Source organism: Citrobacter sp. Awk 4 (assembly GCF_028069725.1).
Taxonomy (GTDB): Bacteria; Pseudomonadota; Gammaproteobacteria; order Enterobacterales; family Enterobacteriaceae; genus Citrobacter_D.
In genome coordinates this window covers 21,413-38,152 of sequence record NZ_JANEWG010000042.1, presented here as the reverse complement: position 1 = coordinate 38,152, position 16,740 = coordinate 21,413, and the positions used below count along the sequence as shown (strand labels likewise).

General features: G+C 55.9%; 5 protein-coding genes. 2 read left to right on the top strand and 3 right to left on the bottom strand.

What is annotated here, in order from left to right; all coding sequences use genetic code 11:
* The coding region (locus NNO04_RS16645) for a two-partner secretion domain-containing protein (protein WP_442870744.1) at positions 1–10,036 on the bottom strand (10,036 nt) is incomplete at its 3' end.
* A gap of 12 nt (positions 10,037–10,048) precedes the next feature.
* Positions 10,049–11,707 (bottom strand): ShlB/FhaC/HecB family hemolysin secretion/activation protein, encoded by a 1,659-nt coding sequence (locus NNO04_RS16640; RefSeq protein ID WP_271445638.1) that lies wholly within the window; start codon positions 11,705–11,707, stop codon positions 10,049–10,051.
* A gap of 278 nt (positions 11,708–11,985) precedes the next feature.
* Between NNO04_RS16640 and NNO04_RS16635 the strand changes: the two genes are divergently transcribed.
* Positions 11,986–12,762 (top strand): MBL fold metallo-hydrolase, encoded by a 777-nt coding sequence (locus tag NNO04_RS16635; RefSeq protein WP_271445637.1) that lies wholly within the window; start codon positions 11,986–11,988, stop codon positions 12,760–12,762.
* A 38-nt stretch (positions 12,763–12,800) separates the two neighbouring features.
* Here NNO04_RS16635 and NNO04_RS16630 read toward each other — a convergent pair whose 3' ends face one another.
* Positions 12,801–13,409 (bottom strand): class I SAM-dependent DNA methyltransferase, encoded by a 609-nt coding sequence (locus NNO04_RS16630; protein ID WP_271445636.1) that lies wholly within the window; start codon positions 13,407–13,409, stop codon positions 12,801–12,803.
* Between the two features lie 217 nt (positions 13,410–13,626).
* Between NNO04_RS16630 and NNO04_RS16625 the strand changes: the two genes are divergently transcribed.
* Positions 13,627–16,704, top strand: coding sequence for a beta-galactosidase (locus NNO04_RS16625; protein WP_271445635.1), 3,078 nt, complete (start codon positions 13,627–13,629; stop codon positions 16,702–16,704).
* Positions 16,705–16,740 lie beyond the last annotated feature (36 nt).

Genomic DNA, 16,740 nt, shown 5'->3' with positions numbered 1-16,740 from the left:
CCCCGATACTCACCCCGACCCCACCGCCGCTGCTGCTGTTCTTGCCGCTGGATTGCCGGGTGTTGGCCGCGCCGCTGAGAATGACATCGTTCTTCGCGTCCAGCAGCGTGTCGCCGCCCGCCTTCAGCTGGCTGCCCGCAATCACAATGTCGCCGTCGCCCTTTTTGCCGTTCGCGGTGATGGAGAGGTTATTCCCCGCATTCAGCGTGCTGCCCGCCACCGCATCGCTCTCAGCATGCTGCTGCGATTTGGATTTTTGCGTGGTCAGCGAGAGGCTGACGCCCATCGCGTTCGGGTCCGCCGTCAGGTTCGCCGCCTCAGCCGCCTGCCCGGCCTGCACGCCGGAGAGCACCGTTTTGGTGGCCTGAAGCGCCTTCAGCCGTCCGTCGCTCTCTTCTTTGGTGTCCTGCGCTGCCGTGACCGCATTGTTAATCGCGCTCCCGACAGTCCCCGACAGCGCCAGCGTCAGCCCGCTTTTCTTCTGCTCGAAGGTCTCATCGCGGGTGCGTTTGTCGTGGCCCGGATCGATGAGCACGCTGCTGCCGCTGAGGCTCATGTCCTTCCCGGCAATCAGGTCCGCGCCGCCGATGTGCGCCTGGTTTCCAGCGGCGATAACCACATTGCCACCCGTAGAGCCGACGGTGCTGAAGCTCTGGCTTTGCGTGGTGCCTGCCTCGCGAAGGTCGTGAGTGGACTTGCTGCTGCCGACGGTGATGCCGATGCCGCCGGTGCCCATCAGACCGCTCTTTTTAGTCTCTTTAAATCGCCAGGAGGTGTCGGTATTGGTGGCGGCGACAATATCGACATTGTTGCCCGCGCCCAGCGCCACGGTGTTGTCGCCCACCACGGAGGAGCCTTTCACCAGCAGGTTGTTGCCCGCCTGCACGGTGACGTTATCGCCGGAAAGCAGCGTGCCTGCTTCACGCGTCGCGCTGTCTTCCTCGATGGTGTGCGTCGTTTTTTTACTGAGAAGTCCTTTTTTGGTTTTGGTTTTGTCCTGGTAGTGGTAGTCGCTTTCCGTCGCCGTCGTCAGGTTCACGTCACGACCTGCCGCCACGCCGATATCCCCGCTGGCGGTAACCTGCGCTGCTTCGCTGTTCACGTCGCGCCCGGCGATAATGGTTGTGTTGCCGGAGCTTGCGATTTCGGTGCCCTGCTGGCGCACGGACTCGTTGATCACCGTTTTCTTTTTCGCGTGCGAGCTGCTGCCGGTCACGGTTTCTCCCGCCTGCAGGTTCACATCGCGTCCGGCCTGGATGCCGACGTTCCCTTCCGCCGCCAGTCCCGCCGCGTGGGCATTGATGTCCTGCCCGGCTTTCAGCACCAGACTGTCACCCGCTGAAACGGTGGTGCGATCAAGCCCGCTACTGTGCGACTCGCTGCCGCCATTGCGGTTGTTTTCGCGAGTACTGGCGGCGTTCAGATTGAGATCGTTACCCGCCGCAAGCTGGGCGTTGCCGCCTGCTTTCACATCACTGGCAGTCACATTGAGGTTGTTTCCGGCAATGATCCCGAGATTACCACCTGCGCTAATGCTGCTGCCCTGCCAGTCCACCGATGAACGGCGGGTATCGGCAACCCAGCGTCCGGAGCGACCCTGCGCATCGTTAATCTGGTTGGCATTGACGGCGATATCCCCCCAGGCCTCCATCAACAGTGAGCCGCCCGCGGCAAGATTCGCGCCGGTGACGGTGATATCTTTCCCTGCCGACAGCGACAGTCCGTCCTGCGCGGTTATCGACGACGTTGTCCCCAGTAGCGTGTCTTTGAAACTTACCGTGCTGTATTTGCTTTGCGCGGTGATGTCAATCTGCTCCGCCAGCGTCAGGTTATTGATGCTGCCGTCGAGGCTCTCCAGTGCCACCGTCTTTCCGCTGATGGCAGAACTGATGTTATTGATATCGCCAATGGCGCTCAGGTCGAGGTTCCCCCCAGCCTGTATCAGGCCATTGTTGAGGTTGTTAATACTGTTCTGGCTGTCGAGGGTCAGGTTGTTCTTCGCCAGTATCGAACTGCCGGAGTTGATGATATTGCCGCCAGCAAGCTGAACGTTATTCCCGGAAATGACGCTGCCGTTGTTCACTGTCACATCTTTCGGCGACAGGTAGAGCTTCGGTATCATCACCGTTTCGCCGTTGATGGTCGCCGCTTCCCACCACATCATGCTCTGCTCAAGCGTGGCTATCTGCTCCGCGGTCATAGCCACACCGAACTTCAGCCCCAGCGACCGCTGCGCACTGGCAGCGTTGTCCATCAGGTAGCGCATCTGCTCAAGGTCTGAGCCAATGCCGTTGATGTAACGACTTCCCGTCTGGTTGAGCATGGCGTTACTGACGTAGCGGGTGTCGAACGCCGCATCACCGAGGAAACGGTAGTCGTATTCCGGGTTCAGTTTAAGGCGATCCAGCATATAGGCCGAGCCCAAGAACTTGTTTTGATCGGTATATGCACTGTTGGTTTCACGTGGCGCAGCGCCAGGTTTGATACCCAGCAAGGCATTCAGGTCGCCAAACAAGTTCGGATCAAGCTGACCCATCCCGTTAAGTTTTGGGTTAACGCTGATCAGGTACGGACTTTTCGGGTTATCAGAAACAACAAAGTATCCATTATTCCCAGAAGGTAACGGGTAGGCGCTGGTATCCGCCGTTTTCCCCTGATAATGCCCCGATTCACGACCTTGGGTCGTATTCAGAGAGGCGTCAGTGATATCCGCACCACTGAGTCCATTCAACTGGCCCAGACTGGCGTTATTTTTCTCTGTTACGGAAATCGAGTCCAGTGCAGTATTCGCAACGCTGGCGCTATCCAGCGTACCGCCGCCGTTGATGTGTTGCAGCGCGTTTTGTAGTTGATCATTCCACTGCACAGAGTTGATGCTAACAGCCTCGCCGCCTGCCAGCGTTTGCTTTTGCACCCCGCCGCTGATGCCCTGATGGCTGAGGGTGTTCAGGGTTGGAGTCAGGAGTGTATTTACCACCCCACCCGCGTTGGACGATGTTGTTTCATTGCCAATAGCGGTAGAGAAGTTTGCTGCTACATTACCACCGGCCTGAATCACCGAACGATAGATATCCCCATTCTCCTGAGCACGGTCATGTCCTTCCAGAGTGAACGTTATCGTCGTCTCTTTTGGCAGCAGAATGGTTTCACCATTACTGGTTCTGCCTTCGTTATAGCGAGGAGGTAAAACATCTACGCTGTCTACAGCAAATTTTTTGCGCGAATATTGCTCAGGGGAATATTTATAAACAAAATAATCCGTTAACGTTCCCGATTGCCAGCTTTGGTTATTTAACGTGTTTCCTGAAAGGTTAATATTGTTGTTTGCCAGAATATTACTGGCCAGGTTATCCAGAGAATCTGCATGCATTGTCAGATTGCGCCCGGACGCAATACGAGAAGCCCCCCCTGAACTGGTGACATCGGTTTTAATCTGGCTGGAAATGAATTTCTGCGTCGCAGAGTCTTCAAAAGGCGCATAGTAATACTGGAAATAATGATTAAAGTTGCAGGATGCATTCGCACTGCATGAACTGGCCTGTCTTTCGTAAGAATAACCATTAACACCGTAGCTTCCTTCGGGCAACTGGCTGATATCAACATCAAGAGTGGCGCCACCGACCCCAGGAATATTATTTGATCCTGCAATTTGCGTCTGGTTTGCGTTCAGCCCGTCCCGCTGATTCAGCAGATGCCCGGTTTTAATGGTGATATCGCCATTTTGCGTCTCAATGGTGCCGGAGGTGTTAATAACTTCACTGTTGGCATTTCCCGCCGCATCTTTTTGCATCCACAGGGAGTTGCCCGCAAGGATATCGCCGCGCTGGTTTGTGATGCTGTTGGCATAGAGCGCCAGATTATTTGCTGCATACAGCAGTGCCCTATTGATGATGGCACCCGGCGCGCTGAGTGTGAGCGTTCCGCGCGTACCGGTGAAACCGTCCACGGTAATATTGCCGCGACTGCTAACCGTAATGTCGCCGCCACCCTGCACTGTTCCGGCGGCATTGAACGCCACACTGCTGCCACTGAGGGCGCTCGCGCCGCTGCCGGTGGTGATTTTCCCGTTATTGCTGAGCTGTCCGCCCGCCGATAGATTAACCGCCTGTCCCTGCAATACGCTGCGGTTGTCTATAGCGCTATCACTGGTGACGGAAAGCGTTTTTCCGGCGGCAAATGCGCTGTTCGCGGTAAACGCATTCGCCAGCTTCAGGGTCAGATTTCCCAGCGCGACGACCTGCCCCAACGCTGTCAGACCTTTACTTTCCAGAGACAAATCGCCGCCGCTGAACAGTTTGCCTGCCGCATTCTGGTTAACCTGATCGGCGTTGACCGTCAGTCGCGCATTCCCCAGCAACGTGCCGTTGTTGGTCAACTGGTTGTAATTGACCGCCAGTTGGCCTGCCTGTGTGGTGCCCAGGTTGGTAAAATTATTGCCCGTAAGCGTTGCGCTGTCGGCAAGCCAGTTCCCACTGTTCGTCGCGGTTGTGGCATTAAGGATGAGTTGGGTCGCCTGTAGCCAGCCTGCGCCAGAATATTGTGGGGTGGTCAGCGTCAATCCAGCGCCGGAAAGCAGTTTGCCCTCGTTAAGCGCCCGGGTCGTGGCGTTAAAACGGGTATCACCGCCCCCCTGTATTAAGCCGTAGTTGGACATGACAGGCGTGGTCACTGTCAGCCCCTGACGGCTAACAATCTCGCCGCCTGCGTTATTGGTCAGAGCACCGCTGAGGCTCAACGTCGCGCCATTATCTCCCTGCAGTCGCCCGCTGTTGGTCAATGCGCCAGACGTGATGCCCAGCGTCGCGCCCTGAATTTTGCCCTCATTAGCCACAGACGCCGAATTCAGATTCAACGCACCGCCGGTCAGCATACTGCCAGATTTCCGCTGGCTGACTGCGCTGTTCATCGTAAGCGTCAGGCCGTTTACCCCGCTGGCGGCCCCTGTGTTATCAAGCGTTGTTCCCTTCAGCGTCAGGTTTTTTGCCGCCCATTGCCCGTTATTTGTCAGGGAAAGCGCCTGTAGCGTGGCGTTGCCGAGCGCCGTGATTTTACTACCAGCTCCGGAGGTCAAATTATTCGCCAGTATAAGCTGCAGCACATCGGCGCTTTGTATCGCCCCGTAGTTAGTCAGCGACTGCGCACTGAGCAGAACAGACTGCCCCTGCCACGTTCCGGCATTGGTCACATCGCCAGATGTCACCTTCAATGTTCCCTGCGTCAGCAGTGAGCCGCCAGAGCCGTTAATCAGCTCCTGCGAAGGTGTGGTCATCGCCATTCGCGCCATAAGCCGCTGGCGGGCTTCCAGTGTCAGGCTTTGCAGGCCGGTCAGCGTTCCCTGATTGTTAATACGATTCTGGTGTACTGTCAGGGTATTTCCCTGCACAGCACCGCCATTGTTCAGCCGTTGTCCGTCGAGAGTGACGTTGCTTTCACTCAGGATCTTCCCGCTGTTATCAAGTTGCGGCGCGGTCAGTGACATCGCCCCCTGACTCATCAGCTCGCCGGGATTGGTAAGGCTGTTGCTGATGTTCGCCGTAAACTCGCCAAGGCTAACCAACGATCCGTTATGCTGCCAGTCGTCAGTCGCCACCAGAACCTGTTGCCCCTGCAACGTTCCCTGGGTCGCCATATTCCCTGCGTTAAGGGTCAGCACGCCGCCGCTGAGCGTACGGGATCCTGCGCCAGTGGTGAGCGTATCGCCGGTCAGCGTTAGACCGTTCGTCCCCTGCCACAGACCACCGTTGCTTAAGGTCGTTGCAAAAAGGGTGAGCGTATTGCCCGCGATACGTCCGGTGCTGTTCAGATCGTCAGCCGTCAGCGAGAGTGCGCTGCCACTTTGAATCTGCCCCTGGTTGGTGAGCTGCCCGGTCAGAGTCCCTTTCAGGCCATGTTGACCATTGAGCACACCGCGGTTATTCAGCGCATTTGCGGTAAGCGCGATCGTATCGCCCTGCATCACGCCGTCGTGGCTGACCGAACCCGCGTTAACCGTCAACGCGTTGCCAGTTAACCATTTGCCTGTCGCCACTGTTGTGAGGGTATCCGCAGTCACCGACACACTATCGTTGCCCTGCACCAGCCCGCTGTTATGCAGGGATTTTCCTTCGAGAGTGATATTTTGCGCCGCAAGCTGTCCGTGGTTTTCAAACCTGTTCGCATCGAATGAAGCGGTATGTTTCGCGACCAGCTTGCCCTGATTATTCAGCGAATCAGTCAGTGTAAAACCGAGCGTATCCGCATGGATTTCGCCGTCACTAGAAAACCGGTCGCCCGCCAGCGTAAAACGTCCATTCGCCAGTACCAGCCCGTGGTTCTCCAGTGAACTGAGGTCCAGCGCCAGTCCGGTACCGCTCAGCATTTGCCCTGATTTGCCGTTAATCACATCGCGCGTGGTCAGTTGCAGTGCACTGTTACCCTGTAATAGCCCATTGTTCGTCAGTTGTGGGATGTTCAGCGTCAGGGTGTTTGCCGCCAGCTGGCCGTCATTAATCACCTGGGCCGCCGCCAGTTCAAACAAACCCTGGCTTAAGAATGCCCCCTGGTTTTCCAGTTTTCCGGCGACTGTCGCCCGCAGACTGTCCTGTGCCTGTATGCCACCGCCGTTGCGCAGGGTGTCCGTCTTCAACGTCACCGCCCGGCTTTCCATCTGCCCCTGGTTTTCCAGTTTTTTTCCGGTAAGCGCCAGCGTTTCTGTGCTTACCACCTGCCCACCCGCCTGGTTGGTAAAGCCGTCGCCGTCCCAGCTCAGCGCCTGGCTGCCCTGCAAAATGCCGCTGCTCTGTAAATCGCCGTGCAGCGTCAGTACCTTCGCCATCAGCGTTCCGCTGTTGGTGATGCGGGCAGCATGAATATCCATATTCTGCTGGCTAAGCGCTTTCCCCTGGCTGGTAAATACACCGCTGACGTGTGCAGTCAGCCCCGCTTCACCCAGCACGTTGCCTGTATTGATCCACTCCCCGGTGGCCAGATTCAGCGTTTTCCCCTGCAACAGGCCAGCATTGATGAGCGAACGATTATTCAGTTCCAGTGTTCCGGCAGTCAGCAGTTTTCCGTTTGTCTGGTTGACCAGACTGTCGCCCGTCGCGGTCAGTAATGAGAACCCCTGCAACGTACCGCTGTTGCTAACCGCACGGCCTTGTAGTCGGAGCGTGTTCCCGGTCAGCAGACCGCTGTTCACCAGCTCCGGCGTCGTTACCTCAAGCCCTTCATCAGCAATCACGTTGCCGTCAATACCGTTATCCAGTTTCCCGCTAAGCGTCAGTAATAACGTGGTGGCGCTGAGTTCCCCGTTATTGGTCAATATCGCGCCATCAAGAGACAGGGCGTGACCGGAATGCAGCACACCACCGTTGACGGTATCGTCTGCAGTGAGGGTAAGGTTTGTTGATCCCTGAATGTTGCCCTGGTTTTTCAGCGCGCCAACGGTCAGTAACACCCCATCTGCGGCGATTAACCCGCTGTTATCCAGCGCGTCGCCAGTCAGGGTCATCAGGTTATCAGCCAGCAAGCGCCCCCCGGCGTCACTGGTCAGCATGGCGTAATGACCATTGAGATTAACGCCGTTAATTTCACCGGCATTGCTCAGGCGGTCGCCCGTCAGACGCAAATTGCCGCCAGTGGTGACCAGCCCACGATTGCTGAATTGTGGGATATTAAGCGTCAGGTCGTGAGCACTATAGAGAGTACCTTTTGCAAGGTTATCCAGCGTGCTGGTGTTCAGCGCCAACGTCTCATTGCCCTGCATCAAACCGCTGTTGACAATGTGCTGGCTCTGGAGGGTTAAGGTATCGGCGATCAAAGAGCCGCTGCTGGTGATGAGTTCTGGCGCAAGAAGCGAAATGCGGTCCGCTTTGGCAATACCGCTATGGGTTATTTTGGCACCGCTGAGCGCCAGGGTATCGGCCTGTAATTCACCATGGTTATCAGCAGACTTCCCCGCATGAAAATCAATGCTGGCGCCGGTTGACTTACCTCCGTGGCTTAACGTCTGCGCCGTTACGCTCAACGCGCCTTTTGCCGCCTGTACGCCGTCCAGCGTCACATTCTCTGCGCTTATTGCCAGGTTTTTAGCGCTCTGCAGATGGCTATCCGCATCCGTTGTAAGTTGTTTTCCCTTGACGCTAAGCGCCCCACCAGCATTGAACTGACCGTTCAGACTGACGTTTTGATCAACGTTAATCTGCACATCCCCTTGCCCGGTGGTCAGAGAGTCTTTCGCCGCAGAGAGGTTCACTGCATTCACCGTCAGCGCCCGCTCGCCGGAGAGAACGCCATTTTGTTCAACTACACCGCCCCGCACCGCCAACGTACCGTTCGCCAGCAAACGCCCCTCATTACGCAACGTATCGTCCGCCTGAATGTTCGCATCGGCCATTGAGCTCAGCGTACCCTGCTGGATAAGCGTTTTCGCTTTTACCGCCAGCGCGCCGCCGCTTGCCAGCGTCCCCCGGTTCACCAGAGACTCGCTGCTCACCGAAACGCCGTTCCCCTGCAGCACCCCATTGCTTTCGATGTTTGAAACTGATGCGTCGAGACGACCTTTCGCCGCAACTGTACCGCCGTTAACGACATGCGAACCAGAAAGCGTCAGGTAGCCACCCGCGTTAACCTGCCCCTGGTTGTTAATATCGCCGGCATTCAGATTTAACGACCTTCCGGCATCGGCCCGACTGGAATTATCCAGTGCGACCTGTTGCGCCTTCAGCGCCAACCCGTTATTGGCAGAAATCGCACTCCCACTTGCCGACAGGCGACCTTTACTGCTAAGCGCGACGTCGGCGTTGCTGCCCAGCGTTGTACGAGCCAGTGTCAGCCCGTGTGTCCCTGTGACGTCCAGCTGTTTCTTACTGGTCAGGCTGCCGTCGGAGATTGTCAGCGTACCGTCGCTGCCAAGCGATGCAGTATTCTGACTGACGAGAGTGGCACCGGTAATCGTTGCATCCTGTTTAGCGGCAACCTTCAACTCATCCGTTGCGGTAATCCCACCGCCACGGAGGGTCATATTGCCATCACTGGCAAGTCGCACGGCTGCGCCACTGGAGAGATTTGCCTCCTGCAACGCCAGTGCCCCTGAGCTACTGATGTCCATCCTGCCACCGGTTTTATGGCTCCCGGTCAGCGACACGCCGTCTCCACGAGCGGAAAGCGCGCCGCTGGCAAGGCTGGACTTAACGGTTAATTTACCACTGGCATCCAGGGTGATATCCCCCTGGCGGGCATTGAGATTGCCAAGGTTGACCCCCAGACCTTTTTCACTGGAGACCAGGCGAATACGGTTGGCATACATCCCACCTAACGCGCTGGTATCTACCGCTACTTTCGGCGCGACTCCCTCGCCTTTCAGGCTGCTTATCTGACCATTTGCCGCAACCCTGTTGGCCCCGGTGATAACACTCAGATCTTTAGCATGCAGTTGCGCATTGATTTCCGTGGCACGGGAAATGATCGACACCGCGTCGCTCTGGCTACCATCCAGCCCCTTGCCTTCAATGGTGATACCGCCTTTTCTTACCTCTAGCGACTGGAGATTCCCGTTAGCATCCAGCACCGGTTTACCGGTGGTCAGAGTGACGTTTGGCGTGTTGATAAAACCGCAGCCGTTACAGGTAATACCATAGGGGTTGGCAACGATAACGTTAGCCGCTTTGCCCGCCACTTCGGTATACCCCTGAAGCTGTGAGCGGTTCGTGCCGATGACTTCGTTGATGATCCCTGTCGCTTGCTTTCCAGGTTGCAGATTTGGGTTGTTCTGAACGATACCGCCAAGCTGTGTCTGATTAAATTGTCCGGTGGCGTTGTTAAGGATCAGCCCCTCTTTGCCCACGTTGTAATCGTTGTATTTGTTATGGGAGATTCCGGACTGATTCGGTGCGGCAATATTGACCACCGGTACGCCATTGGGCGCTTTATCCATCTGCGTATTACCGGTCGGGGTGATCGTGGCGGCAATCGCCGGAAACAGCGGCTGAGTCGTCAGCAGCACGCTCAGTAAGACGCTAATCGCACGCTGAGAAAAACGAACCTGATCCTTTTCCATCATCCTTGCCCCTTAAAATGCCACGGATACGCGGTAATACACATTGACATGATCCGGCGCCAGCCAGTCCGGATAGTTCACTGGGGTTCCTACGGTAAATTGGCTGGAGAACCAGCGTCCGGCGCTGGTGAGCCCCAATGCGGCCCCCCACAACGTGCCGGAAGCGTAGCGATCAAAACCATCTTGCTTCAGCCAGCCGCCGTCGAAAGCCGCCATTGCGCTAATCTGCCCGAGCGCAGGCAGCGTAAAGAGCGAGTAATTCACTTCATTTCGCCAGTAGCCACCGTTGTCACCGGAAATGTATTGCTCTTTGTAGCCGCGCACTGACGTCTCGCCGCCCAGCGTTAAACGTTCACTGCCGTACAGCCTGTCTGGCGACCACTGAAAATAGACGCTGCTCAGCCACCACAGTTTCTCTGCCAGCGGACGCTGAAAACTGCCGCTGACACTCCATTTGCGAAATTCCGCTTTTGGCACATCACCCTGTTTCAGGTTGTCATCCTCTGCGCCAAACCACGGTACCCCCTGAGTAAACGTCGGGTTCAGTGTCGCCACACCTGCGAACATTTTGTGCGTATGGTTTATGCCGAATGAGATGCTGGAAAGTTTGCGACTGCTGGCCTCCAGCAACACGTCATTCAGCCTGTTGTGGTTAATTCGATGTGTCAGCCCCAGCGAGAATGCTGTCTTGATATCGCCATTGCGAAACAACACCCAAGAGCCATTCAGACGATGCGTTTCGCTGTCGCCAGTGGAACGCCAGAAATAGCCATTGTTATCGATAGTGCTGAGGTAGTTACTCCAGCTATAGCTGTAATCAAGCAATCCGTAACCGTAAGGAAGACTTACGCCAGCCGCAAAATTCTGCGCATCTTTGCTGTTTGAAAAATCACTACTTCGCCCGCCGCTGATAAACCATTTATCCGCCAGGCCAAGCATATTATTGGCAAATAACGCACCGCTCAGTTGCCCCGTGCCGGTACTCTTTTGTCCACTGTTATCAAAGCTTACTGAGCCATTAAGCGGAAATTCTGGCGCGGCAGTCAGATTAACTATCGAGAAACCTTGCTGGCTGCCGGGTAAAATCTCGATTTCAACCGGTGTCTGGCGAACCCGGTTAAGCTGCTCCATTCCCTGTTCGATATCGCGCAGATTGAGAATTTTGCCTTCCAGCCCCGGGAAGGTCATCTTCAGCGTGCGCAACGGTACGCCTTCCAGACGAATCTGCTGCAACTTGCCCTCAAGTACCGCTATGTGCAGAACACCGGATGAGAGGTCTTGTTCGGTTAAAAAGGCGCGACTGGTGATATAACCGCGACTGATGTACCAGTCAGAAATCGCATTCGTCAGTTCAGTCAGTCGGGGAACATCCAGGCATTGATTTACCCATGGCGCAGTCAGTTTCGCAATGGCAGAAGCGGGCAATTTCGTTGTGCCGTCAACGTCAATCCGTGAAATCGTAAAACATCTGCCTTCGGGGGCGGAGGGGGCGACCGGGGACGTCGCGCCTGGAAGAGTGACGCTCCGCTCTAACTCTTCACGTTGGCGCTGGTTGTCATCAAGCAACTGCTGTTGTTGCTGCTGAATAGTATTACGATCGGCAGGCGATAGCGGTGCGGCAGAAACGGGGGCGAAGGACAGCAAAAACAGTCCTGCCAGTAAAGCTGCCATTTTTTCTTCCCTGAACGTCACCATAACCCCCGATTAAAAGTCCGATAATGGACCTGGCTGAATTAAGCCACGCAAAAAAAGCACAATATGCAAATAAAAGTAAAGTATTTAAGTGCGATTTCATATATTCCCTATTGCTTTTAGGAATTTTTGTTTTTTACGTGAAATTCCCCCCATCCATATGGCCCAATCTCATCGTGACTTGCCCATTTGCCCACATTCATCTTCTGGACAACACTCTACGGTGGCACCACTGACTCACCACGTGGAGAAACATCATGAACATCACCCAAATCCGTAACGCCACACAGCTCATCGTCTTTGGCCACAAAACGTTTCTGGTAGACCCGATGCTGGCCCCGCAAGGTGCATACCCAGGATTTGCCGGAACGGCACGCGCGGAGATCCGTAATCCGACGGTGGAATTACCGTGCAGTATTGACACGCTGTTGAAAGCCGATGTCCTGATCGTCACCCATCTGCATGAAGATCACTGGGATGAGGCTGCGGCTCGTTTGATACCAAAGGACAAACCTGTCTACGTGCAAAATGCCCAGGATGCGCAAACACTGCGGGATCAGGGCTTCACCCAACTTACCGTGTTGTCGGATAACACCGTGTTGGGCGAGGTAACCCTGCGTAAAACCGGCGGTCAGCACGGGTCGGATCGCGCTTACGCCATTCCACAAATGGCGGAACGTTTAGGGGAGGCTTGCGGGGTCATTTTCCAGCATCCGGAGGAGAAAACGCTGTATCTGGTCGGCGATACGATCTGGCGAGACGAAGTGGAAGCCGCGATGTCGCTCTTCCAGCCTGACGTGGTGGTTGTGAATGCAGGGTTTGCGCACGTCCTCGGTTTTGGCCCAATCATTATGGGCGCGGAAGATGTGCTAAAAACCCACTTCGCGCTGCCGCAGGCGCAGATTGTGGCCAGCCATATGGAGGCTATAAACCACTGCCTGCTCACCCGTGACGCGCTCAGGCAGTACGCCAGGGATAACCAAATTGCCAGCTTCGTGAACGTGCCGGAAGATGGTGAAACGCTCACCTTTTAATGGCGCAAAACCGTCCAGGGCGTGGTGTGAGCGAGCGCTTAACCTCGTTTCTTCGCCAGCCAGATGGTATGCCCAGTGCAGTGGGGATCCTCCATCATCATCTCCACAACCTCAAAGCCGTTTGCCGATAACAGGGCGCGATACTCTTGTGGGGCCAGACTGGCATGGAACAACGGCTCGCCCTCAAACTGCCCCATCGCGATCCCGTTTGCGGGGCCGCTGGTAAACATTAACGCACTGCCGGGATGGCTGAGCTGCGCAAAAATCGGGAACATCTTTTGCTGGTCCTGCTGGGTTAAATGGAAAAAGCTGTCCCACGCAATCAGACCGTCAAAGGTTTCATTGAGCGTTAACTCGCGCATATCCTGCTCCAGCCAGCGCTGGTAGGGAAAGGACGCCCGGGCTCGAGCCAGCATCGCCGCAGAACCATCAACACCGGTAAGCTGGAAACCTTGCTGGATAAAATAGTCAGCAATCGGCTGACCATTCCCACAACCGATATCGAGAATGCTTCCCTTCCCGCCAATGACGGCGATAAATTTATCCAGCCAGCGTTTTTCGAAAAGTGTCCGCGATCGCTGGCTGGCATAGGCATCAGCGTGACGCCGGTAGATGGACAGAATGTTCTTTGCCGCAGAGTCACTCATTTCTTCCTCACTATTTTTATCTTTCACTTTTCTATCAACATATTAAAGATAACAACTATCGCTCAACCCCGGTCAGGTTTCTCAGCTCAAATCCGGCTCACCGTCATTACTGTGAGTCAGTTCACCCACTCTACCTCCCCGGCTTTACAGGTTCTCGCAGCGCACTTTATGTTGATTAAAATTGTGAACGAATAACAAATAAAGACAGGATCCTGCCATGCCCCTGAACACAGATTCACTCGCCGCCGTACTGGCCAGACGCGACTGGGAAAACCCCGGCGTCACCCAGCTAAACCGTCTGGAGGCACATCCTCCTTTTGCCAGTTGGCGCGACGCCACGGATGCGCGTGATAATCGCCCCTCATCGCGCATCCGCAGCCTGAACGGCGCGTGGAAATTTAGTTGGTTCGCGTCTCCGGAAGCGGTGCCGGAAAGCTGGCGGCTGAGCGATCTTAACAATGCCGATACGATCGCTGTGCCTTCAAACTGGCAAATGGACGGCTATGATGCGCCCATTTATACCAACGTGACGTATCCAATCCCGGTGAATCCGCCGTATGTTCCCCATGAAAACGCCACAGGGTGTTATTCACTCACATTCACTGTTAGCGATGCGGAACTGCGCGATGGGCAGACGCGCGTTATTTTTGATGGCGTGAATTCCGCTTTCTATCTCTGGTGCAATGGACGCTGGGTGGGCTACGGTCAGGATAGTCGTCTGCCGTCCGAATTTGACCTCAGCGATTTTCTGGTCAGCGGTGAGAACCGCCTGGCAGTGATGGTGCTGCGCTGGAGCGACGGCAGCTATCTGGAAGATCAAGATATGTGGCGGATGAGCGGTATCTTTCGCGATGTCTCGTTGCTGCACAAACCGGCCACGCAAATCCGCGACCTGCGCGTCAACACCCGTTTTAACGATGATTTCAGCCGTGCTGTGCTGGAGACGGAAGTCAGGCTGGCAGGCGTCCCCCGTGACGATCTCCGCGTCACCGTACAGCTGTGGCAAAGAGAGACGCTGGTCGGGACAAATACTTCACCATTTGGCAGCGATATCATTGATGAGCGCGGCGCATACGCAGACCGCACGACGCTTTGCATCAACGTCGAGCGCCCGGCGTTGTGGAGCGCAGAAGAACCCAATCTGTACCGCGCCGTCATGCAACTGCATACCGCTGACGGCACGCTGATTGAAGCAGAAGCCTGTGACGTCGGATTTCGCCAGGTCTGTATTGAGAATGGACTGTTGTTATTAAACGGCAAGCCGCTGCTTGTCCGTGGTGCCAACCGTCATGAACATCACCCGGAAAACGGTCAGGTGATGGACGAAGAGACGATGGTACAGGACATCATTCTGATGAAGCAGAACAATTTTAACGCCGTGCGCTGCTCCCATTACCCGAATCATCCGCTGTGGTACACCCTGTGCGATCGCTACGGTCTGTATGTGGTCGACGAAGCCAACATCGAAACCCACGGTATGGTGCCGATGAATCGCCTCACCGATGATCCCGCATGGCTACCGGCCATGAGCCAGCGCGTGACGCGCATGGTGCAACGCGATCGCAACCATCCCAGCATTATCATCTGGTCGCTGGGGAATGAATCCGGCCACGGCGCTAACCATGACGCACTGTACCGTTGGCTGAAATCCGAAGATCCGTCCCGTCCGGTGCAGTACGAAGGCGGCGGCGCGAATACCGCCGCAACCGACATCGTCTGCCCGATGTATGCCCGCGTCGATCAGGATCAACCCTTCCCCGCCGTACCGAAATGGTCTATCAAAAAGTGGATGTCGATGCCTGGCGAACAGCGTCCGCTGATCCTCTGCGAATACGCCCACGCGATGGGTAACAGCCTCGGCGGATTCGCAAAATACTGGCAAGCATTCCGCCAGTACCCGCGTTTGCAGGGCGGCTTTGTCTGGGATTGGGTGGATCAGTCACTGATCAAACATGACGAAAACGGTAAGCCCTGGTCCGCCTACGGTGGTGATTTTGGCGACACGCCCAACGATCGCCAGTTCTGTATGAATGGCCTGGTATTTGCCGACCGTACCCCGCATCCTGCGTTGTATGAAGCGAAACACGCACAGCAGTTTTTTCAGTTTTCGCGACTGCCAGGCGCAGAATGCAAGATAGAAGTGACCAGTGAATACCTGTTCCGTCGCAGCGATAACGAGATTCTGCACTGGTCCATGACTCAGGACGGCAACCCGCTTGCTGCCGGAGAAGTGGTACTGGATATTGCCCCACAGGGTCGCCAGGTCATCGTTCTGCCAGAGATTCCGGCGGTTAAAACGGCAGGTCAACTGTGGTTAACGGTACATGTCGAGCAACCGCAAGCAACCGCGTGGTCAAATGCCGGACACATCAGCGCCTGGCAGCAGTGGAAGCTTAACGAGAAACTCTGTACGCAACGGCCTCCGCGCGCCAACAACGCTCCGCAACTCGCCGCCAGTGAAACCGCCTTCACTATTACGGTGAACGATAAACGCTGGGAATTTTGCCGCCAGCAGGGCGTGCTGACACAGTACTGGATTGGCAATGACGCCCAGTTGCTGACCCCGCTTATCGACCAGTTCACCCGCGCGCCGCTGGATAACGATATTGGCGTCAGCGAGGCGACCCGCATTGACCCCAATGCCTGGGTCGAACGCTGGAAAGCCGCCGGACATTATCAGATGCAGGCGGTACTGCTGCAATGCTATGCCGATACCCTTGCCGACGCGGCACTGCTCGCCACCGCCCATGCCTGGCAGTATCAGGGCGAAACGCTGTTTATCAGCCATAAAACGTATCGCATAGACGGTCATGGTGACATGCAGATAACCGTGGATGTTGAGGTTGCCAGCGGCACGCCGCATCCGGCGCGAATCGGCCTGACCTGCCAGCTTGCGCAGGTGGCAGAGCGGGTGAACTGGTTAGGACTGGGCCCCCATGAGAACTATCCGGATCGCCTGTCTTCCGCCTGTGTTAACCGCTGGGATCTCCCACTGGATGAGATGTATACGCCGTATGTGTTCCCCAGTGAGAACGGTCTGCGTTGCGCTACGCGTGAACTGAAGTACGGTGCGCACATCTGGCGTGGCGACTTCCAGTTCAACATCAGCCGCTACAGCCAGCAGCAACTGATGGAAACCAGCCACCGCCATTTGCTGCAGCCGAAAGCCGGCACCTGGCTCAATCTTGATGGCTTTCATATGGGTGTTGGCGGCGATGACTCATGGAGTCCTTCCGTCTCGCCGGAATTCCAGCTCAGCGCCGGGCGTTATCATTACCGGGTGAGCTGGAGTTAACGTATTGCCGGATGGTCAGTAGGCCCGGTAAGCACC

What these genes read in the sequence shown, in the direction of transcription:
- NNO04_RS16635 (WP_271445637.1), top strand. Translation starts at nt 11,986, where the DNA reads ATGAACATCACCCAAATCCGTAACGCCACACAGCTCATCGTCTTTGGC.
- NNO04_RS16630 (WP_271445636.1), bottom strand. Translation starts at nt 13,409, where the DNA reads ATGAGTGACTCTGCGGCAAAGAACATTCTGTCCATCTACCGGCGTCAC.
- NNO04_RS16640 (WP_271445638.1), bottom strand. Translation starts at nt 11,707, where the DNA reads ATGGCAGCTTTACTGGCAGGACTGTTTTTGCTGTCCTTCGCCCCCGTT.
- NNO04_RS16625 (WP_271445635.1), top strand. Translation starts at nt 13,627, where the DNA reads ATGCCCCTGAACACAGATTCACTCGCCGCCGTACTGGCCAGACGCGAC.